Genomic DNA, 21,671 nt, shown 5'->3' with positions numbered 1-21,671 from the left:
GCCTTTGAACATATGAAATTATTGATTGTTCAAAGTTTGCTGGCGTAATCTTCCTGCATGCATCATCTTTAACCATCCTCCTCTTTGTCATATAAAGTTACTATACTTTATTTAAATATGACTTTCAATAAGATTACAAAAAAAAGGATTTAAAATCATCCGACTTCCCATCGAATTACATATAATGTAATAAATGTATTTACTTATGTTATGATATGGTTATTGATTCTTTTGTCTAATAAATTTATTAAACTCAAAAACCCGATGTACTATGAATTTTGAGTGTATGAGAGGCAATTAGAACAAATCAAATGTAGCTAAGTCATTTAAAGGGAGAATTGGTATGACTCATTTAGAATTCGTATTCGGCTTGCTTCCAGTAAGTACGATCATCGCTTCTTTTATCGTCACATTGTTTGTACAAAAGGTTTATTTCATGCCAGTTGTGAGCTTTATCTTTTGCTCATCCTGACATTTACACTTTTTAATGGCTCTTTCTTAGGGTGGTCAGTTGTTTACACTTTAGGCTCATTCATTGCTTCATATATAGCATTATTCATCATGAAAACTTTAAATAAAAAGAGGTCTTAAACTACATTTTAAAAGCCCTTTTCAGGGGCTTTTATTCTTTCACTATCGTTTTTTCACTGGATGAATGTCTTCTCCCAAAAAAGCGGTATTAGGCTCACCACTATTTTCTAGAAACTCCGCTATTTCTTTCAACTCTTGATTGATACGGTCATTCCTTGGCATATCCGGGTTTAACAGAAGGATGGAGTGAATCGTTGTCGCTGCTTCATACAAAACATGTTGATCTTTTATCTGTTGGATGCATTGTTTCATACGATTGAAAAACCATTCGATCTCTTCTGTTTCTTCCATCGGATAATGTGCCATTTTGAATAGATTCTGCTGACGAAGGTCCTGCCTATCAAATATGTGTTCAAGCTCTTCTTTACAGACATATAAATCCGAAGCTTCCTCCTCAATCTCTACTACTTCGACCATCGCATCTTCAGCTGTATATAACTTCTCAATAAAATCATCGAAAGTATCTGCCAGCTTAAAATCTACTTCCAGCTCTAAATCAAAATAGTGAATAGGAGGACGTTCCTTCGTTTCTCGGTAGTCCATTGCGATCCATGTATCTTCTTCCCCGCTGATGAAAATAAGTCCCTCAGGCAGATCCAATTCATCACTTAACTGAGGACTGTTCATAATTCCAACACCTTTTGCGATTCCTCTTAGATGGTCAAATTGAACATGATCCTCTGCCCAAGAATTTGGCCGTTCGGTTGGAAAAGCATTACGAACTGTAAAACCACCGTTCCAATCTAAAATGAGCTTTTTATATGTATCAGGTAAAGTGACGCCAAGTCTTCCTTCTGCTTCACGAATTTTTTCCTCATCTACCTTTTCTAACGTGAAAGGACTCTCTTCTTCTTTCTCCCAAAATGGCTTCAAAGTGGGTGCCTCCCTATATCTATTGAGATAAGTATAATATTGACCAACTGTTCATTTGCTCATTCTACTTCATAAAAAAACAGACTATTAAAGTCTGTTTTAATCTTGTCTATACGTTTTCAGAGGTTGTATTTCGATCAATCATAGTCGTGTTTCGATTTGATTTTTGTTGTTCCTCCATTGTTGTATTCCGAATTGATTTTGTTCCAATGATTTTCAAAGTTTCTGCTGTTGAAACACTTAACAATACAATGGATACAATGACTAGTAATTTTTTAATAATCATACAGACACTCTCCTTTTTGAATATCATTTTGAGCTTTAAGAGCCTTTCTATAATATTCGGCAGCTTTTTCAAAGTCCCCCTTTTTTTCAGAAGATAATCCTATACTTTGAGCAAATGCCTCGACATAGACATATAGTTGCTTTTCCTCAAAATAATCTAGCACTTCTTGAATTGCTTTCTCATTACCATCTATATAAATCGCTTTTAAAGCTTTAAATAACATCAAACACAACGAATCATTTCTCTCTAAGGAGCACTTAAGACCATCTTCTACGAGTGGAGCGGCTTCATCATGTTGACTAGACTTATACAACGACCAACTTAAACTAAATAGGGTGATTGGTTTTATATCAATACTTCGTGGTGTAATAATGTCTAAAACTTCTCTGTAGCGTATGATTGCTTCAGTGTACTTTTGTTGTCGATCATATGTATTCGCTATGTTCAATAGAATTTTAGCAATTAACATATTATCGGCGAGCTCTTCTGCTATAGAAAAAGCTGTATTTAGATGCTCTAATGACTTGTCATATCGCTTGAAATCATCATAATTTCCTGCAATAACAATCAAGCTTTGTATTTGGCGAACTTTATATTGTTCATGCTGCTTATAGATGTCTAAGGCCTTTATAATATGATGCATAGAAACATGAGTTTGTTTCATAATATAGTAGGCTTCAGCCACCTTGAAGTGAAACTCTGCTTGCTCAATATCATCAACAACCAATGCGAGCTGCCTTTCAGCGATCTTATAATATTGGATAGCCTGTATGTATTCTTTTTTACTAAACTCATACATTCCTCTAAAAAAAGCATTATAGTATTGCAGCATACCAGAAAGTTGATGATTTGAATTTTCGATTTTATCAACCAAATCAGAAACAGAAGGCGATCGTTTTTCTGAAGGTTTAATATAATCGAGCATAAGCTGATGTCGAAAACACATTAATTGATAATAAATGAGCAGATCTTGATCCTCTTCCATCCGTTCAATTTTTTGTTCTACCTCAGCTTTCAAAATCTCTGCATCGGGTACACTGAATTGCCGAATCATTTTATACCATTCATTTATTTTCACACCTACATGTGAAGAAAGAACTTTCTCCATCCCTTATTCCCCTTCCACTAAACTCCCTTATATTACATTTATTATCACATACAATAATTTACAAATCACCGAAAACCAACTAAAAAATAAAAAAGAGCTCCTTCAAAGGAGCAATGTAAAAAATACACGAATAGTAGTGTAACTATACATAGGTTGTCAGATAACCTTTTCTTTAGCTGATACTTAATTTGTTATTCTCTTTGAGCTGTAATAAAACTTTAGCTCTATGCTTGTTACTATGAACTGATGATCTATTTTGGTGGCTGATTTTCTTCTAATAATTTTATAATTTTTTCATTAGATTGTTTTATATTCCTTAAAATCGACACAATGTTTCCTGTAAATCCTATCAATATGATTAACAAAATAATGATAATCCACATAAAATTGCCCCCTATGGTTGAATTAACGTTCTAATTGAAGAATAGCCTCTAAAATTAACTTCCTCAAATTTAGTACTATTATCAAAAGGTGCAGGAAAAGCAATTATTTGAAAATTATTTTCCTTTTTAACTTTTGGCAATTTTATTTTATAAACATTTGTTTTTTCATTCTCTACAGATACATACATCACATGTTTCCCATTAAATTTTTGTTGATTGTTTTCCGAGAAAGCCACTAAAGCATAATTCATTTTTTCTTTACCGTTATTATACAATTGGAGATAGACAGGCATTTGACTTTTGGAAGTATATAAAACCTTATTTGACATTTTTCCTGAAGCCATGAAAATTTCTTCTCCAGTTAATTCATCCGTTTTATATGTGGGGTGAAGTTCACTTCCAAACTTATTAGATGAAGCTTTTTTTGTAATGTAGCGCATAATATAGTTTTCTTGTAAGCCAGTGGCTATTTCTATATCATTGTCTTTTAAATGATACTTTGCCTCAGGAACGATAATAAACGCGATTTCTCCAACATCTTTCGGTAATTTAGCTTTAATTGGTAATGCGATCACCTGATCTTTAGTCATCTCAAATGTGTATGATTTAGATGGCTTATGATTATCTGCAGAGAATTCTATTTGTTTAAAATTTGCTAGTAAGAGTAACGTGTACTTTCTATCTGCATCTATGTAATGTGAGAAGGAAAGAACTTTGTTAATTTGGTTATTTTTAATGAAACCGATATCTAGTGTATCAAGCAATTTCCCCTCAGGTTCATACATACCATATGAAACGGTATCTGTTCCTGGACCAGTAAAATCCATCATTTCATCATTATACTCTTTATCACTAGAGACTTTTTCTTGTCTGAGAAATAAAATAAGTGTCACTAGTAACACTATGAAAATTGTTATGAATAAAATTGTTCTATGTCTCATCACTAATATTATATTTTAAAAGTCTTTTGGCGACTAACAGTTTTATAACCACTATCTTTATATAATGAGTTTCCTATCGCTTTACCTTTACATCCCCAACCCCCACTTACACCACCGGCAGCATTTGCTCCAGCATAATTAGATTTCTTTGCAGAATCGGTTTTGCTTTTAGAAAGTCCTCCATCTCCTCCATATAGTCGAGATTTTGCTTCAATATAATCAATTTTCCCCTTTGACTTCGCTGTAGTTAACATGCTGTATTTACATTGAAATATCTCACCAATCGCTCCACCAGTTTTTCTTAGTTTCCAATTAGTAACATAGTCAGATTTAGCCGATTTTTTGTTAATTGAATGCGATACAGAATCCCTTGCAGAATCCTCTGCAATCGTTATCCATTCATTTTCATTTTTAGCAACATTTGTTGCTGAAACAGTTGCTGGGAATATCGTTCCAGCTAAAAGTATTGAAGAAAGTAATAATGTATTGCTTTTTTTCATAATTTAAACCACCTTTAGTCAATTTCTAGTAAAATATATACTGATAGTACAATATAACGGTATGAAGTTTCAGTGAGTATTAAGTTTTGTATATTTAACAAATAACTGTTATTCTTTATTTAGAGTCTACCCCACCCTTCTTACTAAAAGGAAAGATTATTCTTAATTCCGTAGTTCATCACCTATAATATTTGATAAAAAACATATATAACAAACACTCAGAATCGTAACAATCAAGTTTACAGGCATACTCTTTAAGACAGTTTAAACTAGAATTCCCCACACCTCCTACTCACTTCCATTAAATTACCTTATATTACATTTATTATCACATAAAGGGATTTATAAAGCACCGCAAAAAAACCGCAATAAAGAACTTCCGAGAAACATAACTTGATTGCTATTTTGCACACCAATAACCTTTAGCACAAGTACTTGTACATTCATCACAAAACAAAAAGGCAGACTCATTTCAGTCTGCCTTCATCTTCTAGATTTCCATGGGAGTACCTGTTGTCTTCAGGTAATTTGCATTGTATCATTTAACCACTCGTCACAATGTTCTATAAGCCACCTCAAATATTCCACATATTGACCGACGTGATAGCCATCACAAACAGCATGAGGTACTTGAATCGCAACGGGCAAAATGACTTTTCCTTCTTCCACTTTAAATTTGCCTATCGTAAATATTGGCAGTAAATAAGTCTCATTTGTAGATACATTAAGGTTAAAAGAAGTAAAATCAACCCACGGTAGACTTGAAATATTGAACATGTTTTCTGGCATATGAGATTTCGGAAACAGCTTGCTGCTTTTGCTAAATGTTTCAATGTCGGCTACACAGCTTTTATAAAACTGAGCAAAGTTTTCGTCATAAGGCGTCCAAATACTTGAAAATGTCTTTGTTTCTTTATTTAGAATCGTATAACTAGGATGGAGAAGTTCCCAGTAGCCAAGTTCATCGTTCACTTGATCCATTCGAAACTCTCGTATTTTTTGCACAGCTCTTGCTAACAAATAAATTTGCACAGGATATACTTTTAGCTTTTTTTCTTTCAATATGGAATACAAAGTCGTAATGTCTAAATCGATCACCAGGCTATATGAGCATCGGGTTAACGTCATATAATGATGAAAGTGCTCTTTTCGCGGGTAATTTTCGTCTATTTGTTTAAACATTTTTTATCTCCTCCTGAATGTGATTTCATGTATTCAGGAGGAGACTTTATCTGATTTCACCACCACAATCATCCTTTCAAGAGATATGTAATGTTTCTGTCTATCACAACTATGAGTTATAACGGTTTCATTCAAAGGCTACCATAAGCTTAACCTACGATAAAGCCTCCAGCAACTCTTCGTAAGTAATCTTGCCCAACGTGAACTTTTCTAGTGCTATGTATTTTTTCTCCGCTGAGGTATTCATTCTATTATGACATTCATTGACTAACTCATTTTCATTTGGTAATGGCTCATGTATATGTTCTTTTTTTCGAAAAGCTTCATAGTATCTTATACCAAATATTCTCTGGGACATCGCATTGATGTGAATTCCGTCTGGGTTAGATATAAGACCTTTCGCAGTAACATAATAACAATTTTCATGATGATGTGCATATTTTTGTAGTTCCTCATTAATACGTTGATATTCCACACACCCTGCGCCAAATGCCACTTTTCCCAAGTAATCGCCCAAACCTCCTATTAAAAGCGGAATGTTAGGTACAGATAATTCAGTTCTTAGTTCATGAAATAATCTTAGTATTTTTTCATAGTATGCTTTGTATTTCCCATCTTGGCTGTCACTTTCTCCTTGATGCCATAATATCCCGACCAATTCGCTATTTTCCTTTGCAAATTTAGCTTCATTTATTGCATGACGAAATAATGCTCCGTCTAGCGACCACTCATCAATGGAACTGCCACCTTCTGCAAATGGAATAAGACCAATCTTCTCTCCTTCATGATCCTTGCACCAAGCCTCCGCAAAGGAAGCCGCCAGTCCTACACCAGCTACCGGCCTATCAAAATGAATGGGTTCAGTCATCATTTGCCATCTACCATTTCGCAACATCATGATTCTTTCATTATAAATCGGAGGCACTTCATGCTTGAAGCCGCGCCCCGCCATATTTGATTGTCCAATTAGTAAAAGTGACTTCATATCTTTCTCTCCTCCACTAAATATTTTATCAAATGTGTATTCTCCTGAACGTTATCAGTTTATCTTTCCTCTGTTATTTCTAGATTAGGGCTTCTTTTAATTTATTCGAAAAGTGCATAAAGCTATTAATCTACAATTTTTAAAACTGAACTTGGAACAACCACCTATACCTCTAACAAAGAGACAGGTAATATTTCTGTTTCTAGTAACTAACTAAAATCTTACGAAATAGCCGCAATTGAAGAACAAGTAAATAAGATTGCAAATAGCATTGTATTAGAAAATCATATGAATAAAGTTAGTAATTCTCTTGAACAGTTAGCGAATAATAATTTCACAACACAAAAACAAAAGGGAAAATGGGCGTGGTCCAAATATGATCATTACCGTGTTACAGTAGAGGGAAAGGCAGCTGTAGGAGTAATTGCAGCAGCAATTTTAAACCGTATTCCTTATGTTGGCTGGATTGCTGCTGCTCAAGTAATGATCCAATTGAAAATGAAAACAGGTTACTTCTCCGTACGTTGGGGAACACGTGCAGACACTGACATTTGTTACTTATGAAGAAAGAGCCATTTGAAAATGTTCTCAGACAGTAAACGTAAAAATAAAAAACTGGACGAAATAAGTTCTCCAGGAAAAGTGTATATGTGTGGAACTGGTTGAAAAAAATCGCCCCAGTCTAATGCACTAGGGCGTCTTTTATTGCTGTTTTTGTTCTTTTAGTTTTTTGAAAATCACAAATTGATATACTCCAAATAGTACGGTTAGGATGATGATTGCAGTAAATATTTGATCGACTGGAAGCAAGAAATATACGACAATAAAAAATAAAAGCAAAACAAAATAACCTATATTGAACGCTCTTTTAAATGTCATCATATTACCTCCTTTTTACAATCATATCACGTTTTACCTACCCTTATAACCTTTGAAGAGCTGCTTTTGTCTTCGGACCATAGATACCTTCAGCGCTAAGCCCATGCATGTGCTGGAATCGTTTGACCGCATTTTCTGTTTTGTTCCAAAGTAGCCATCTTTCCCATTGTTTTTGACTTCCTTTTCAGGATAAAAAAATACAGCAGCCAGTGCTCCCTGTAGGGCTTTTACTCTAGCGCCCCTTGTCAATTCGGTCACTTTAACGATGCCAGATGGTAAGTTGAACACTTTAATCGTTTTAATCCTAAAAATACTCAGAAACAAAATCTGGTGGATAAAGTTCGTCCCCAATTCGTCCCCAATCAAGAGAAACAGAACAAATATTCGTTGTCAAAAAAACAAAAAACCCTTGCTGTGCAAGGGTTTCAACGATGATTCCGACTGGGCTCGAACCAGCGACCTCTACCCTGTCAAGGTAGCGCTCTCCCAGCTGAGCTACGGAATCGGGTTATGTATCAGTTCTGGGCTTTCTGTTACTGACATTCTCTATTATATAACCATCATGATCAGTCGTCAATGGTTTTGTTCAAAAAAGGTCAAAAAGCCGGTAACCGGACCGGCTTTTTTCTCTCTTTTATGATTGGTTTACAAGAACAGGCTTAAGTTGATCTAGTGCTTGTTTGAAGTCGCGTTTGAGGTCTTCTCCGTTTTCGACCCCTACACTTAATCGAAGCAGGCCGTCCGTAATCCCTCTTTTTTCTCTTTCTTCTTTTGGCATAGCAGCATGTGACATTTTGGCTGGGTATGACAGAATGGATTCGACGGCGCCAAGGCTGACGGCGAATACAGGTAATGTGACAGCATCCACCAATTCTTTGACAGCTGCTTGGTTTTCTAATTCAAATGAAAGAACAGCTCCTGCTCCGCTTGCCTGCTTTCGCTGAATGTCCGCCCCTGGATGGTCATCTAAGCCTGGATAGTACACTTTTTTCACCGCAGGATGCTCTTTGAGAAATGAGGCCAGTTCGAAGGCCGTTTGGCTTGCTTTTTCTAATCTGACCTGAAGGGTTTTTAACCCTCTTAACACGAGCCAGCAATCCTGCACGCCAAGCACCGCACCGAAGGAGTTTTGCAGCGAATAGAGTTCTTCTCCCAGCTTCTCGTCTTTCACGACAGCTAAGCCTGACAGTACATCACTGTGACCGCTCAAAAATTTCGTTGCGCTGTGCAGGACTACGTCAACGCCAAGGTCCAGCGGACGCTGAAGAGCAGGCGTTAAAAATGTATTATCTAAAAAAGTCAGACAGTCATGTTCTTTCGCAAGCTGGACGACGCCCCCAATATCCGTAATACCTAGAGTCGGGTTGGACGGTGTTTCCATGTAAATGACCTTTGTATTTGATTGAATGCCTCTTTTGACTTCATTCAAATCGGTCATGTCCACAAAGGTATGCTCGATGCCAAATCGCGAAAGAACTTGGGTGATCATTCGAAATGTACCACCGTACACATCTCTTGTGACAAGGACATGATCTCCCTTTGATAATAGTAGAAAAGCAGTTGAAATGGCTGCCATGCCTGATGCAAAAGCAAGCCCTCTTGTTCCTCCTTCTAGCGCCGCAATCGTATCCTCTAACGCTTGACGTGTAGGAGTCCCCGATCTTGAGTAGTCATATTGGCCAAAATCATCGAAGCTGCTTTGATGAAAGGTGGATGCATGCTGAATTGGCACACTGACTGCACCTGTTGAACGATCTGTTTTGAATGCATTATGAACGAGTTGGGTTTCGAGTGTCCAATCGTGTGTGGTCATTTGGCGTGTACCTCCTCTTTTACTTGTGATAGTGCCTGTTTCAGGTCTGCTTTCAGGTCATCTACGTGCTCAATGCCAACGGAGAAACGGAGCAGTTTGTTACAAACGCCATTTGCAATGCGAATCTCCTCTGGGATATCCATATGCGTTTGCGTTGCAGGATACGTAATAAAGCTTTCGATTCCGCCAAGACTTTCAGCAAAACAGATCGTTTTCAGCTGCTTCAAAAATGGATTGACCCAGTCCTCCTTGGCTACACGGAATGACAGCATTCCTCCCTTGCCTGGGTAAAGGACATCTTGAATTTCTGGCTGTTTCTTTAAAAACTCTGCCAGCTCCTTCGCATTTGCCTCGTGCTGGCGCATTCTAAGAGCCAGTGTTTTCATTCCTCTCATTAAAAGCCATGAGTCAAACGGAGATAAAACGGCTCCAATTGCGTTTTGATGCTGGAACATGTCTTCAGACAGCTGCTCTCCTTTTGTCACCACAAGACCGGCAAGGACGTCATTGTGTCCGCCTAAATATTTGGTTGCGCTATGGATAACAATGTCCGCTCCAAACGTAATCGGCTTTTGCAAAACGGGTGTGTAAAAGGTGTTATCGACAATGACCAAAGCGCCGTGTTCTTTTGCAATCTTCGCTATTTTTTGAATATCCGCTTCCTGCATAAGTGGATTTGTCGGCGTTTCAATAAAGACCGCTTTTGTGTTTGGCGTGATTTTAGAACGTAAACAGTCTTCATCTGAAAAATCATCGTAAAGAAAACGTAAGCCGTACTTTTTCCATTCGTTTTCAAACAAACGGTATGTACCGCCATATAGGTCTGATGAGACGATGAGTTCATCTCCGCTTTCAAATAATGCCATGATCGTTTGGATCGCAGCCATTCCCGAACTGAAGGCAAAGCCGGCCGTCCCTTCTTCGAGTGAAGCAATCGCATCCTCTACAAGCTGCCTTGTTGGGTTTTTCGTTCGAATGTAATCAAATCCGGTTGATTCCCCTATGCCTCTATGTCTGTATGCTGTTGAAAGATAAACGGGGGGACTGACCGTGCCAGTCGCCTCTTCGCTGCGGTTTCCAATTTGCGCTAATGTCGTTTCCACATGTTCTGTCATTTGACACCATCCTAAGTAAAAATCTGATTTCAAAACAGAAAACCCCTTCTTCATAAGAAGAAGGGGTTTTAATCGCTTCCTCTTATCTTCCAAGCAAAAAAGCTGCTTGCTGGATTTAGCACCTTGGTACATCACATGAAGTGATGCATACCGGTTGCTGAGGTTTCAAAGGGCCAGTCCCTCCACCTCTCACGATAAGAATGTGTTGTCTGTCTGTTCTAATTCTTAATACTGTAACGCATTAAATCTCATTTTTCAAGAGGAATCGGACCAATTAATTAAAATTTTCTGTATTTTATAACAGATTCGATGTCAACTGAATGGATTGCATGTTAGCATATAGGAACAACGCTGTTTTTCATGTTACAATGAATGGAAACGTTTCACTTTGTGATGAAATTGGTTAGCTGGAGGAATGGATTATGGTGAAGAAAACAGGCATTATTCAAGAAGAAACCTTACATTCAAAAGAACTTGGGGCGGATATGACCCTTTTGATCTATTTGCCAGTCAATTACTCCCCCCTTTATACATATCATGTCATCATTGCCCAAGATGGTCATGATTATTTCCGCTTAGGCAAAATAGGCAGACAGGCGGAAGAATTGATGCAAAACAAAGAAATGGAACGCTCGATTATCATTGGTGTCCCTTATGAAAATGTCTCGGAAAGACGGAATACGTATCATCCAGATGGCACAAAGTTTGAAGCATATAAACGCTTTTTAGCAAATGAACTTGTCCCGTATATTGATACGCACTATCCAACCTATCAAATTGGATCAGGACGCACGTTTATTGGTGATTCGCTAGGTGCTACGATTTCTCTTATGACAGCGATTGATTATCCTTCTTTATTTGGCGGGCTGATTTTGCAGTCTCCTTACGTTGATGATTCAGTCCTAGAAGCCGTTAAACAGTCGACAGCCCTTTCTCCTTATGCCATTATCCATCAAATTGGGGTGGAAGAAACGGCTGTGAAAACGACAGATGGCCAAGTGCTTGATTTTATTCAGACGAACGAAGATTTAAAAGCCCTTCTTGAACAGTCAGGTGCGGATTATTTATTTGAGACATTCGAAGGGGATCATAAATGGACGTTTTGGCAGCCGCTCATTGCGCCTTCGTTAAAAAGAATGCTCCCATATTCGTTAATCAACTGAATTTTGTTATAATAAACAATAATAAATACTTTCTTAATCAGGAGGGAACACGATGAAATACGGAGTTGTTATATTTCCATCAAAAAAATTGCAAGATATTGCGAACTCTTACCGGAAGCGTTATGATCCGAACTATGCACTCATACCGCCTCATTTAACATTAAGAACACCTTTTGAATTAACGGATCTAGAAGCGGCTGAGGTCGTCTCAACGTTAAGAGAGTATGCAAAAAATGCTTCTCCTATTACGTTACGTATTAAAAAATTCAGTTCATTCGCTCCTGTAAACAACGTCATTTATATGAAAGTAGAACCGAACGAGGAAATCATGGCGCTCAATGAAAGGTTGTACGCAGATCCACTTGCTGGCACACCTGAATATGCTTTTGTTCCGCATGTGACAGTAGCTCAAAAACTATCAGATGATGAGCATTCAGACGTACTTGGTACATTAAAGCTGAGAAAGATTGACCATGAAGAAACCGTGGATCGCTTCCACCTTTTATATCAGTTAGAGAACGGATCTTGGACCGTCTATGAAACATTTATTTTAGGAGAAGAGGGTTAAAGACATTTGAAAACAGTCATCGCAACAGCACAAATACAACGAGAAGATGCATACTACGTTCGAAAAGAAGTGTTCGTAAAAGAACAAGAAGTCCCGTTAGAGATTGAAATAGATGAACTAGAGGACGAGGCCATTCATTTTGTCATTTATAATGATGAAATGAAGCCTCAGGCAGCCGCTAGACTGCGGATCATTGAAGGGCCAAAGGCAAAGCTGGAACGAATTTGTGTGTTAAAAGAGGCGCGCGCTTTCGGCCTTGGCCACAAACTATTAGAAGCGCTGGAAACAGAAGCCATTGCTAATGGAGCGAAGGAAGCGGTTATGCACGCACAAGTCCAAGCTCTTCCTTTCTACGAAAAGAAAGGCTACAAAGCCGTTTCTGAACCGTTTGAAGAAGCAGGGATCACACATGTCAAAATGACAAAAACACTATCTGTTTGACCAAAAGAAAAAGCGAGAGCATCCATGATGCCCTCGCTTTTCTTTATCATCGTTCGTCAAGGGAAGAAAGCGTAATCATTTATATATACGCATTAATATGAACGCCTTTGCCTTCTTCCATAAACATATCTCGTACAAAGCGTTCCCGCTTTTTTTGCTGGACTTTCGTTTCTGCTTCTGTCACTAAGTCCTCTTTTTTCTCCAGCTCTCTGTATACCTTGTCATGAAAGGTGCGAGTAACCTTTGTTACTTTCGCGTAGTCTTCTTTATCCTGAGGAGCAGGACGATTGATATATTGAAAATACAGATCCGGCTGAATCGGGGCTATATATCCCATCAAGAACGCCTCCTTTGCTTCTCTTCTACTCTACTATTCCCTAATTATGACTGTTTGAAACACGTCTCATTTGATATGATTAGATGTGTTTCTTTTTAAGATTGATTAACTATTGGAGGACTAGCTTTGAAATGCGCACGACGACATGATCGAACGATCTCATTACATACGTATTCGAGAGAACATTATCAATTCCTCCATGACGAGGGAAAAAAAGGGCACTTATCCTGCCCATATTGCGGACAACCAGTCTTTTTCAGATTAAATATACATGAAGAACCTGCCTTTATTCATAAACATATGACTCAGCAAGAGATGTGTGAACAAGCAGAAGAACAAGAAGATCAGAAAAAAAATGCAGAGCAAGAGGAAAGTGCTTCCTATAAAGAACTTGGGGGCTTCCGTTTTCCAACAGGTAAACAAATCATCTCGCAAACGAATGAATCATATGACTGGCAGGAACCAAGGTCGATTCAATTTAGCGATGCGTTACATTTAGAAGAGAATGAACAAGCACATACCATCGATCTCTTTCCGCATATTACCTTTAGCACACCGCAGCTTCAAGCTGTCACACATAAAGACGGTCCGATGCTTGTGCTGGCTGGCGCTGGCAGCGGGAAAACAAGAGTCCTGACAGCAAGAGCGGCATATCTCATGTCACATCATCATATTCCTGCTCACCATATCTTACTCGTGACTTTCACCACAAAAGCCAGCAGTGAAATGAAAGAAAGACTGCGCAAGCAATACCAGCTGCACCCATCACAAGCAAGCCAAGTGGTGACAGGCACCTTCCACAGTCTTTTTTATAAAATGCTGCTTCACGATGACGCAAGCAAATGGAACGGCCAGCACCTGATCAAGTTTGACTGGCAGAAGGAACAGTACATTCGAAAAGCCATCATGAATGAAGGACTTGATGAGAAAGACTACCCTACCGATCAAGTACTGCAATCGATCGGCTTTTGGAAAAATGCTTTTTTACCAGGCGAGCTTCCTGATTTGAAAGATGAAAAGGAAAAGCACATGTGGACGATTTATCAATCTTATGAACAACAAAAACGAGACAATCAGCAATTTGACTTTGATGACATGGCGATTGCCTGCTTGCACATGCTGACAGAACAGCCTGAACTGCTGAAACGATATCAAGAACGGTTCAAGTATATTTTAGTGGATGAATTTCAGGATATTAATCCAGTTCAATATCAATTGATTCAGCTGTTAGCTGGAGAATCTGAGCAGCTATTTTGTGTAGGTGATGATGATCAAGCCATTTATGCCTTTAGGGGCAGCAATCCTGCTTTCATTCTTGAATTCAAACGTGACTATCCTTCGGCTCAAATCGTCCATTTACATGCGAATTACCGGTCGCATCATACGATTGTCGCAAGTGCGGATGCCATTATTAAGAAAAATCAGCATCGTTATGAAAAAACGTTAAAAGCCGTCCGTGCGGAGACAATCCCGCCTACGCTCTTTTATCCATATGACGAGGAAGAGGAAGCGACCATGATCGTGGCAGATATTCAGGAGAAAATTAAAAACGGCACAAAGCCGAATGATATCTGCGTGCTCTTTCGCACCAATACAGGAGGCCGCGCGATTTATGAGCGTCTGCATCAATCCGCGATTCCGTATGAGACGGAGGCTGGTGTCAAAGCCTTCTACAGCAGACGAATTGTTCGGGTTCTTCTCGCCTTCCTCTCTTTAAGTCAGGATGCCGATGATGTGGCTGCTATGAAACAGCTGCTTCCGGTTTTCTTTTTAAAGCAGCAGACCTTGAACACGATGAAGGCACTGACCATCACGGAAGATTGTTCAATGGTAGACGCACTCGGAAAACTAACAGATATTCAGCCGTTTCAACGGAAAAAGCTGCAATCCATTGTTCCTCTGTTCCGCACGTTACGAACGTTAAAGCCGTCTGACGCTGTGGCGTTTATTGAACTAAAGATGGGACTTGGTGATTACTTAAAAAAACGAGTGAACGATACGAATGTGCTTGAAAAAGGGGCGGATGATGTACGAGATGTAAAAACCGCCGCCAAACGCTTTGAAACGATTGAAGCCTTTCTCGCACATGCCGAACATATGAAATCTGCCGAAAAGGAAAAAACAGATGAACCAGGTGTTCAGCTCATGACGATTCACCGCGCAAAGGGACTTGAATTCCAAACGGTGTACATCACTTGCGTGGTCGACGGAGCACTGCCTCATGATTTCTCACTCGATGAACTAAGAAACGGTGATGAAGAAGCCCTAGAAGAAGAACGCCGTTTATTATACGTGGCCATGACAAGAGCTGAACAATCTCTTTATCTATCTGTTCCATCATTTAGACGTGGAAAAACCGCTCATCGCTCGCGCTTTTTGTATCCCCTACTAAAGAAAAACCGAGAATTATTCACAGAAAAACAACAGGCCCCCCTTTAAGCGGAGGACCTGTTGTTTATTTTTTGTTGTTCATCATTTTAGCGATTGTATTGAAATCAAGCTTTTCTTTTCCACTTGTAATCGATTGAACGATTTTGTCTTCCATTTCTTTAGGTACACGCTTATTCGCAAGCTGCGCTACTTTTTTAATGACGCCTCGAACCGTTGCTTCATCTTTAAAGTTGGCATTTTGCAAAGAACCTGCAAGCTTAAAAACATCATTCATATTCACACCCGTTTTATTTTCAACGCTTTTAAAGAATTTATTATCCATTCATTTGCCTCCTCTTTGTGGAGTAATCACCTTACTATATGAAAATAGGCGAGATATGTGCCTATCCTAAAGCCTTGTTTGCCCAAAGAGAAAGGAAAGCAAAAGGCTCCCCCATTGCTTCCCTCACCTTCTTACTGTTTAGTTAAAGAAAGAAGCACCAACGATGATTAGAAGGATGAAAAGCACGACGACAAGAACAAATGTTGATCCATATCCGCCGCCATAACCTCCGCCGTAGCCGCCGCAAGAACCGCCACCGTAACCGTAACAACTCATATATAAGCACCTCCTCTTCTCCCTTACAAAATATGAAAAATACTACAAATGGTTTGGACGATCACATAAAAAAGTGCGGAATTTTTATTTCTGCTGTTTAAAGACGTAATCTGCCTCTCCATGACGCATCATGAATGCTTCTGTTTCTTTCGCAAAAGCATCCATCTTCTCGCCAAATACCTTTAAGTGCTGCTCAAGATCATTCGCTTTATCCGCTAGATCCATTTCACTCTTTTCGTGCGCTTGTTCTTTTCCATCATGAGGTTTAGTGAACAAGGAGCCGATTAATTGTTCGAATGCATCCATTCTGGTCACCCCTTCTCTCTTACATATGCATCACTCAAAAAAAGGGCAACAAAAAAACCGGATAAATCCGGCTTTTGTTTTTTGTTCTATTGAGGTTTCTTTTTCTTTCCACAGCCGCAATCTGCTTTTTTGATTTTCTTCGTATAAACAGATTGTTGATTTGACTGCGCTGGATAACCTTGAAGCATATGTGACGGTGTTTCAGTTGGTTTCATCGCAACCCTTCCTTTCCTATTCCATGATAGTATATGCATTTTTTGAAAGCGTGTCTGATCAGTATGCCTGTTTATTTCACCAGCTTTGAGACGATCGCTTCAATAATGCCTGCTGCTGCGGCAATTGCTAATAGTAAATTAAGCCACATGCTAAAGACAGGAAATAGTATGTATATCAGAAGTAAAGCAGCAGTGCACCACATGCCAGTACACCAATAACAGCTTAACAGCTCTCCTACCCAAGACCGCAGCCCTTTACCTTTAATGATGATATATGTCTCCACTTCACCTTGTTCATTGACCTCTTCCTGTTCTTCATGAAATAAACGGCGGAAAGGAGCAGTAATGGTATCAAACACAATCAGCCTCGTCAGTCTAAAGGATGCGAGGGCAAACACGACAAATGACAAAGCACCGCTCAGGAGCCTCCACCTCCTTCTTTCTTCTTTTTTGCGTCCTTTCTTTATATATGCAAAAAGAAAGACCGCCATGATGAATCGAGCGGAAATAAAATTGGGTTGTACTTTTTCACGCTTTCCGATTCCACCTTGAGCCTCTGCTGCATTAAATAATGTATAGATAAGAAAGGAGTGAAAGTATTGTCTATTGAAGAAAGTGCTGATTTATTATACACACAACTGTTAAACGAATTAATCAGCAATTATGATGATTTCATTGAGATCAAAGATTCCGAAAATGTCACAATTCATAAAACAGATGTAACAGCTGCACTCTCCCTTCAAGCGACCGTAACGACAATCATTACTCTTTTAATTCAACTTCTTGTACCAGACGATGAATTGGCTGCAGACATCACAGATCAGCTTTTATCCACACAACAAGTGACAGTCCAAAAGAAAACTGTGATTCAAATCATCAACTGCTATAACATTACGATTACATTATCAGATGCATCCATTATGAACTCCGTCCAAATTCTCACTCAAACATTGAATGTACTCTTAGTTGAAGCCGGCATTCTTTGACCCTTTCTTTTCTAACATGACGTATGAAAGAGGTGAAATCATCGTGGCTGAAGAGAACGAAAAAAAGGAGTTTCAAATCAATACTGATGTTGATCCATTAACGAGTCTTCTTGTAAGTGATGTGTTAAACAAAAACAATATCACAGATGATCAGAAAGCAAATATCTCAGATGATCAAAGAAGAATGATTTTGAAATTAGTCGAGGACTTACAAAAGAAAGCAAATGATTTCGTAGAACAGCAGCAGGAGAAAAAAAGGCAGGCTGAGGCAGCAAAACATGCGGAAGAAGTACAGCCTGAACCAAAAGTACGTCCAAAACGAAATTCACTTCGAGATCGTATTCAGCAGCGCCGTGATGCGCAGCGTAATAACGATTAAATAAAAATGGGTTGCCTCCTAGGGTAAATGCCCGAGACAAAACCACGCATTCCAGCATTTAATAAAGTAAACGGAAGGAGGAATAGAAATGGATTCTAAACCATATTCTTGGGTCGCTCTAGATCGTAACTGTACACACCACGGACACCACGGACACCACGGACACCACGGCGATTACAACTATGAAAGAAAAGCAGTTTGTGATGGCCACTATTATGATGATGAAGATGTCTTGCAAGACTTTGATCAATTGAGTTTTACAAAGCAGACATCTGAGGAAGTCATTATCGTCAGAGACTCTTGTGACATTAACGTCTCTTCTGTTGATGCACAGGTTGCAGCATCTATCCAAGTAGCTGTTCAAACAGCGATCATCACCATTACAAATATCTCAATCGCAGACGGTGATCTGGCTGACCGCGTCACACAAGATCTTTTACAAGCCGCTACTCACAAACAAACAAACCGCCAGAAACTTGTCATCGAAAACTCTAGAAACGTTACAGTATCGACAATCGATGCGGATATCTCGATCGCGATTCAAACACTTACTCAAACACTTGTTGCGACAATCGTTGCAATTGGTATCCTCTAATGTCCAAAAGCAGAGCGAAAAGCTCTGCTTTTCCTTTTATAAAAATACAACAAATATAAATAGTCATTTACCCACACCAACTAGAGGGCGCATACATATGTTGTTAAGGACTAAAGTCAAATACCTTGTTAAAGGAGCTGAAATCCATGAGCTGCGGAAAACACCATGGCCGACATGATGAAAACTGTGTATGCGATGCGGTTGATAAGATTTTAGCAGAGCAGGAAGCTGTAGAAGATAAGTGTCCTACGAGCTGCTACAGTAATTTATTAAGCCCGACAGTTTCTGGAAAAGATACAATTCCGTTTTTAATTTTTGATAAAAAGGGCGGATTGTTTTCTACTTTCGGAAACATTGGAGGATTTGTTGACGATTGCCAATGCTTCGAATCCATTTTCTTCCGGGTTGAAAAATTACACGACTGCTGTGCTACGTTATCTGTATTAAGACCTGTTGATGTACACGGACATACGCTAAGCGTGTGTCACCCTTGTGACCCTGACTTCTTTGGTCTAGAAAAAACGGACTTTTGTATTGAGGTTGATCTAAACTGCTTCTGCGCGATCCAATGTTTAAACCCAGAGCTTGTCGACAGAGTCATGCCATCGAAAGATAAAAAGCATCATCACCACGGCTAAACCAATCGTCCGTTGACCTAACTTGTCATTAGTCAAAGCATCCCCTTCCTTACGAATGACAGCCAATCATGCGGAGCAGTCAGCATAAGAGCTGCCGCTTCCGCATTGATTGAAAGTAGAAGTATCAACTGGCAAAACAAAAAAGCTTGTAGATGATGACAGTGCTCAAACACTCAAACAAATTTCCTAGTATAGGAGGGTTGAATATGAGCCGCAAACATTCATGGAGCTGTGTAGCAGAGGCTGTTGAAAATATTAACGACTTACAAAGTGCCGTCGAAGAAGATTGCCCGACCAGCTGTTACAGCAATCTCCTTTCTACATCCCATTCATTAGGTGACACTGTCCCGTTTGTTCTCTTTACATCCAAATCAAAACCATTCGTCGCATTCGGAAACGTCGGAGAAGTAGATGCAGGTCCTTGCTTCAGCACTGCATTTTTCAGAGTCGAACACATCTGTGATCACTGCGCAACACTCAGCTTGCTTATTGCATTTGACAAAGACCGTCATATTTTAGATTTTACAGATAAAGATTCCTTATGTGATGTGTTCCGATTAGAAAAATCGAAGTATTGCATTGAAGTAGATCTTGACTGCTTCTGCGCAATCGAGTGCTTAAATCCACGACTCATCAACCGTAACTGCTAACAAAAAAAGTCCCTCTATGGGACTTTTTTTATTCGTTAAAAGCCAAGCGGATGAATCGAGGAAATTTCATCTATTGCTAATTCAACTGGATTTCCCCCGCCCGCTGTTCGAATGACCACTAGATCTTCTTTTCGATCCATGATAATCCCTCTATATGTTTTACCATCAGCTTCAATCAGGCAAAGGGCTCTTGGCATATTATGAGGCAGGCTTGTGAGAAAATCGACTTTTTCGTCAATACTCATCTGACTTAAAGGCTTTTTCACTCGTTTTCTTCTACGTTCTTCTTTTGTTTCATGAAATACACCTTCTGGCGGCTTTTCCTCTTCTCGCTGGGGTTTTCGTTCTTGTATAAGTTCTGGTTCTTGTGTGATGTCTTGTTCTTGTGTAAGCTCTGCTTCTTGCGTGATGTCTTGTTCTTGTGTAAGCTCTGCTTCTTGTGTGAAGTCTTGTTCTTGTGCAAGTTCTGCTTCTTGCATCATGTCTTGTTCTTGCTGAAGTTCAGGCGGCCCGACTTCTTTTTTCTTCTCTATTTCTTGAGCCACGGGTTCCTCGTGCGTGCTTTCTTCGATCACGTCTTTTGCACTCTGATGACTTTCTTGCGGTTTTTCTGATTTCTTTCGTTTTCTCACGATATTTTGCATGGCCGGCATTGATTCATCATAACTCGGCTGAACAATATACATAAGCGGCTTCTGGTTCTCATCACCTTTATTTGACATACTAATCCCTCCCGAATGATTCATTCCTTATATATATGAGCGGATGTCTCAAATCAGAAGAAAAATAAAAAAACAGCATACCATCTTTGGTATGCTGCAAGTCAATAATTCGTTTAGCGGGCAATGATATGGAAGCCAGAATCAACATGCAGATTCTCACCTGTCATGCCGCGTGATAGATCACTGAATAAGAATAGAGCTGTATCGCCAACTTCTTCAGGAGTCGTTGTACGGCGAAGCGGTGCACGTTCTTCAATATCCTTCAGGATTGTATTAAAGCCGCTGATGCCTTTTGCAGACAGCGTACGAATTGGACCAGCAGAAATACTGTTCACACGGATACCTTCTGCGCCTAAATCAGCTGCTAAGTATTTCACACTTGCTTCAAGTGCTGCTTTCGCTACACCCATTACGTTGTAGTTAGATACCACACGCTCTCCGCCTAGGTATGTAAGCGTGACGATGCTTCCACCTTCTGTCATCAATGGACGTGCTGCTTTTGCTACAGCTGTTAATGAGTATGCACTAATGTTGTGCGCCAAAAGGAAACCTTCACGGTTCGTGTTTAAGTATTCACCGACAAGCTCTTCCTTGTTTGCAAATGCAATCGCATGCGCAACGCCATGAATGACTTGTACTTTTTCTTTAATTGTAGCGAAACATTTTTCAATCTCTTCGTCACTTGTCACGTCACATGGAAGAATGATTGAATCATTGCGCTCAAGTGTGCTTGCAAGTTCTTTTACAGATTCAGCAAGACGATCTCCAACATAAGTAAAAATCAAACGAGCTCCAGCTTCGTGAAGTGAGCGGGCAATTCCCCAAGCGATGCTTCGTTTATTGGCAACACCCATCACCACGATATTACGGCCTTCTAAAGAAAAGTTCATATGTAATAAAGCCTCCTATTTTTTCAAGACATAGTATTAGTACCTGATCATAATATTATCACAGATCATGAGAGAATGACAATTTCCGCTGAAAGAAAGTTTCTTTTTCATCAAAAAACCGTCCTCGCAAGTGAAG

At 39.2% G+C, this 21,671-nt stretch carries 30 protein-coding genes, 1 tRNA gene, 1 pseudogene and 1 riboswitch; of the genes and pseudogenes, 12 read left to right on the top strand and 20 right to left on the bottom strand.

Going from position 1 to position 21,671, the window contains the following annotated elements:
• The first annotated feature begins 343 nt into the window (after positions 1-343).
• Positions 344-472 carry a hypothetical protein gene (locus GKC25_RS05680; protein WP_262417145.1) on the top strand — a complete coding sequence of 43 codons (129 nt, stop codon included), beginning with the start codon at positions 344-346 and terminating at the stop codon, positions 470-472.
• Positions 460-591, top strand: a complete 132-nt coding sequence (locus GKC25_RS05675) for a DUF2651 family protein (protein WP_223251124.1) — start codon at positions 460-462, stop codon at positions 589-591. The genes GKC25_RS05680 and GKC25_RS05675 overlap by 13 nt, the downstream gene beginning before the upstream one ends.
• A gap of 42 nt (positions 592-633) precedes the next feature.
• On the opposite strand, the gene GKC25_RS05670 is transcribed toward GKC25_RS05675, so the two are convergent.
• From GKC25_RS05670 to GKC25_RS05640, 7 genes are all read right to left on the bottom strand, one after another.
• Positions 634-1,464 (bottom strand): SMI1/KNR4 family protein, encoded by an 831-nt coding sequence (locus GKC25_RS05670; protein ID WP_106061931.1) that lies wholly within the window; start codon positions 1,462-1,464, stop codon positions 634-636.
• Positions 1,465-1,573: 109 nt separating this feature from the next.
• Positions 1,574-1,750, bottom strand: coding sequence for a hypothetical protein (locus tag GKC25_RS05665; RefSeq protein WP_060596049.1), 177 nt, complete (start codon positions 1,748-1,750; stop codon positions 1,574-1,576).
• Positions 1,740-2,858 carry a Rap family tetratricopeptide repeat protein gene (locus GKC25_RS05660; protein ID WP_106031524.1) on the bottom strand — a complete coding sequence of 373 codons (1,119 nt, stop codon included), beginning with the start codon at positions 2,856-2,858 and terminating at the stop codon, positions 1,740-1,742. The genes GKC25_RS05665 and GKC25_RS05660 overlap by 11 nt, the downstream gene beginning before the upstream one ends.
• A gap of 394 nt (positions 2,859-3,252) precedes the next feature.
• On the bottom strand, positions 3,253-4,134 hold the full coding sequence (locus GKC25_RS05655) for a hypothetical protein (RefSeq protein ID WP_262417143.1): 882 nt from the start codon (positions 4,132-4,134) through the stop codon (positions 3,253-3,255).
• 56 nt (positions 4,135-4,190) lie between these two features.
• Positions 4,191-4,682 (bottom strand): hypothetical protein, encoded by a 492-nt coding sequence (locus GKC25_RS05650; RefSeq protein ID WP_187704450.1) that lies wholly within the window; start codon positions 4,680-4,682, stop codon positions 4,191-4,193.
• 519 nt (positions 4,683-5,201) lie between these two features.
• Positions 5,202-5,864, bottom strand: a complete 663-nt coding sequence (catA, locus tag GKC25_RS05645) for a type A chloramphenicol O-acetyltransferase (protein WP_187704449.1) — start codon at positions 5,862-5,864, stop codon at positions 5,202-5,204.
• 154 nt (positions 5,865-6,018) lie between these two features.
• Positions 6,019-6,849, bottom strand: coding sequence for a sialate O-acetylesterase (locus GKC25_RS05640; RefSeq protein WP_342689933.1), 831 nt, complete (start codon positions 6,847-6,849; stop codon positions 6,019-6,021).
• 288 nt (positions 6,850-7,137) lie between these two features.
• Here GKC25_RS05640 and GKC25_RS05635 point away from each other — a divergent pair, with 288 nt between their 5' ends.
• Positions 7,138-7,413, top strand: a complete 276-nt coding sequence (locus GKC25_RS05635) for a hypothetical protein (RefSeq protein WP_106037847.1) — start codon at positions 7,138-7,140, stop codon at positions 7,411-7,413.
• A 138-nt stretch (positions 7,414-7,551) separates the two neighbouring features.
• Here GKC25_RS05635 and GKC25_RS05630 read toward each other — a convergent pair whose 3' ends face one another.
• From GKC25_RS05630 to GKC25_RS05610, 5 genes and pseudogenes are all read right to left on the bottom strand, one after another.
• Positions 7,552-7,728 carry a hypothetical protein gene (locus tag GKC25_RS05630; protein ID WP_187704447.1) on the bottom strand — a complete coding sequence of 59 codons (177 nt, stop codon included), beginning with the start codon at positions 7,726-7,728 and terminating at the stop codon, positions 7,552-7,554.
• A gap of 43 nt (positions 7,729-7,771) precedes the next feature.
• Positions 7,772-8,013, bottom strand: a pseudogene (locus GKC25_RS05625) (peptidoglycan-binding domain-containing protein); the annotation flags it as partial.
• A gap of 147 nt (positions 8,014-8,160) precedes the next feature.
• A tRNA-Val gene (locus tag GKC25_RS05620) sits at positions 8,161-8,233 on the bottom strand.
• Positions 8,234-8,362: 129 nt separating this feature from the next.
• The gene (gene metC / locus GKC25_RS05615) at positions 8,363-9,541 is read right to left on the bottom strand and encodes a cystathionine beta-lyase (RefSeq protein WP_034663166.1); all 1,179 of its coding nucleotides are present in this window, start codon (positions 9,539-9,541) and stop codon (positions 8,363-8,365) included.
• Positions 9,538-10,656 (bottom strand): methionine biosynthesis PLP-dependent protein, encoded by a 1,119-nt coding sequence (locus tag GKC25_RS05610; RefSeq protein ID WP_095285026.1) that lies wholly within the window; start codon positions 10,654-10,656, stop codon positions 9,538-9,540. Before GKC25_RS05610 ends, metC begins: the two co-directional genes overlap by 4 nt.
• 79 nt (positions 10,657-10,735) lie before the next feature.
• Positions 10,736-10,857: riboswitch (SAM riboswitch) on the bottom strand.
• Between the two features lie 221 nt (positions 10,858-11,078).
• Here GKC25_RS05610 and GKC25_RS05605 point away from each other — a divergent pair.
• From GKC25_RS05605 to GKC25_RS05595, 3 genes are read left to right on the top strand one after another with little or no spacing between them, the layout of a single operon-like run.
• Positions 11,079-11,819, top strand: a complete 741-nt coding sequence (locus GKC25_RS05605; protein ID WP_342689932.1) for an esterase family protein — start codon at positions 11,079-11,081, stop codon at positions 11,817-11,819.
• 52 nt (positions 11,820-11,871) lie between these two features.
• Positions 11,872-12,387 carry a YjcG family protein gene (locus GKC25_RS05600; protein WP_034663172.1) on the top strand — a complete coding sequence of 172 codons (516 nt, stop codon included), beginning with the start codon at positions 11,872-11,874 and terminating at the stop codon, positions 12,385-12,387.
• A 6-nt stretch (positions 12,388-12,393) separates the two neighbouring features.
• Positions 12,394-12,828, top strand: a complete 435-nt coding sequence (locus tag GKC25_RS05595) for a GNAT family N-acetyltransferase (protein ID WP_034663175.1) — start codon at positions 12,394-12,396, stop codon at positions 12,826-12,828.
• A 79-nt stretch (positions 12,829-12,907) separates the two neighbouring features.
• On the opposite strand, the gene GKC25_RS05590 is transcribed toward GKC25_RS05595, so the two are convergent.
• Positions 12,908-13,165 carry a hypothetical protein gene (locus GKC25_RS05590; protein ID WP_034663177.1) on the bottom strand — a complete coding sequence of 86 codons (258 nt, stop codon included), beginning with the start codon at positions 13,163-13,165 and terminating at the stop codon, positions 12,908-12,910.
• 126 nt (positions 13,166-13,291) lie between these two features.
• On the opposite strand from GKC25_RS05590, the gene GKC25_RS05585 reads away from it, so the two are divergent.
• Positions 13,292-15,604 carry an ATP-dependent helicase gene (locus GKC25_RS05585; RefSeq protein ID WP_342689931.1) on the top strand — a complete coding sequence of 771 codons (2,313 nt, stop codon included), beginning with the start codon at positions 13,292-13,294 and terminating at the stop codon, positions 15,602-15,604.
• A 16-nt stretch (positions 15,605-15,620) separates the two neighbouring features.
• On the opposite strand, the gene GKC25_RS05580 is transcribed toward GKC25_RS05585, so the two are convergent.
• The 5 genes from GKC25_RS05580 to GKC25_RS05560 form a co-directional block, all read right to left on the bottom strand.
• On the bottom strand, positions 15,621-15,878 hold the full coding sequence (locus GKC25_RS05580) for a stage VI sporulation protein F (protein ID WP_003212292.1): 258 nt from the start codon (positions 15,876-15,878) through the stop codon (positions 15,621-15,623).
• A gap of 138 nt (positions 15,879-16,016) precedes the next feature.
• On the bottom strand, positions 16,017-16,154 hold the full coding sequence (locus GKC25_RS05575; protein WP_003212017.1) for a YjcZ family sporulation protein: 138 nt from the start codon (positions 16,152-16,154) through the stop codon (positions 16,017-16,019).
• 84 nt (positions 16,155-16,238) lie between these two features.
• Positions 16,239-16,460 carry a hypothetical protein gene (locus GKC25_RS05570; protein WP_106037852.1) on the bottom strand — a complete coding sequence of 74 codons (222 nt, stop codon included), beginning with the start codon at positions 16,458-16,460 and terminating at the stop codon, positions 16,239-16,241.
• 86 nt (positions 16,461-16,546) lie between these two features.
• Positions 16,547-16,675: a hypothetical protein gene (locus GKC25_RS05565; RefSeq protein ID WP_258182060.1), complete on the bottom strand. Its 129-nt coding sequence runs from the start codon at positions 16,673-16,675 to the stop codon at positions 16,547-16,549.
• 71 nt (positions 16,676-16,746) lie between these two features.
• Positions 16,747-17,097 (bottom strand): DUF1360 domain-containing protein, encoded by a 351-nt coding sequence (locus GKC25_RS05560; RefSeq protein ID WP_034663889.1) that lies wholly within the window; start codon positions 17,095-17,097, stop codon positions 16,747-16,749.
• 177 nt (positions 17,098-17,274) lie between these two features.
• Here GKC25_RS05560 and GKC25_RS05555 point away from each other — a divergent pair, with 177 nt between their 5' ends.
• The 5 genes from GKC25_RS05555 (at position 17,275) to GKC25_RS05535 (ending at position 19,923) form a co-directional block, all read left to right on the top strand.
• Positions 17,275-17,661, top strand: coding sequence for a spore coat protein (locus GKC25_RS05555; protein ID WP_034663185.1), 387 nt, complete (start codon positions 17,275-17,277; stop codon positions 17,659-17,661).
• A gap of 43 nt (positions 17,662-17,704) precedes the next feature.
• Positions 17,705-18,040: a hypothetical protein gene (locus tag GKC25_RS05550; RefSeq protein ID WP_034663892.1), complete on the top strand. Its 336-nt coding sequence runs from the start codon at positions 17,705-17,707 to the stop codon at positions 18,038-18,040.
• A gap of 88 nt (positions 18,041-18,128) precedes the next feature.
• Positions 18,129-18,635 (top strand): spore coat protein, encoded by a 507-nt coding sequence (locus GKC25_RS05545; RefSeq protein WP_095285024.1) that lies wholly within the window; start codon positions 18,129-18,131, stop codon positions 18,633-18,635.
• Between the two features lie 146 nt (positions 18,636-18,781).
• Positions 18,782-19,273, top strand: coding sequence for a CotY/CotZ family spore coat protein (locus GKC25_RS05540; protein WP_034663191.1), 492 nt, complete (start codon positions 18,782-18,784; stop codon positions 19,271-19,273).
• Positions 19,274-19,479: 206 nt separating this feature from the next.
• Complete coding sequence (locus tag GKC25_RS05535; protein ID WP_034663193.1) at positions 19,480-19,923, top strand: CotY/CotZ family spore coat protein; 444 nt, start codon at positions 19,480-19,482, stop codon at positions 19,921-19,923.
• A gap of 35 nt (positions 19,924-19,958) precedes the next feature.
• Here the strand turns inward: GKC25_RS05535 and GKC25_RS05530 are convergent, their stop codons facing one another.
• Both GKC25_RS05530 and fabI read right to left on the bottom strand, forming a co-directional pair.
• Positions 19,959-20,645: a CotO family spore coat protein gene (locus GKC25_RS05530; protein ID WP_034663195.1), complete on the bottom strand. Its 687-nt coding sequence runs from the start codon at positions 20,643-20,645 to the stop codon at positions 19,959-19,961.
• Positions 20,646-20,758: 113 nt separating this feature from the next.
• Positions 20,759-21,535 (bottom strand): enoyl-ACP reductase FabI, encoded by a 777-nt coding sequence (gene fabI / locus GKC25_RS05525; protein WP_034663198.1) that lies wholly within the window; start codon positions 21,533-21,535, stop codon positions 20,759-20,761.
• Positions 21,536-21,671: the final 136 nt, after the last annotated feature.

Source organism: Bacillus pumilus (genome assembly GCF_038738535.1).
In the GTDB taxonomy this organism is placed as follows: domain Bacteria; phylum Bacillota; class Bacilli; order Bacillales; family Bacillaceae; genus Bacillus.
Note: the sequence above shows the minus strand (reverse complement) of the source record. Positions and strands in the feature narration are given on the sequence as shown.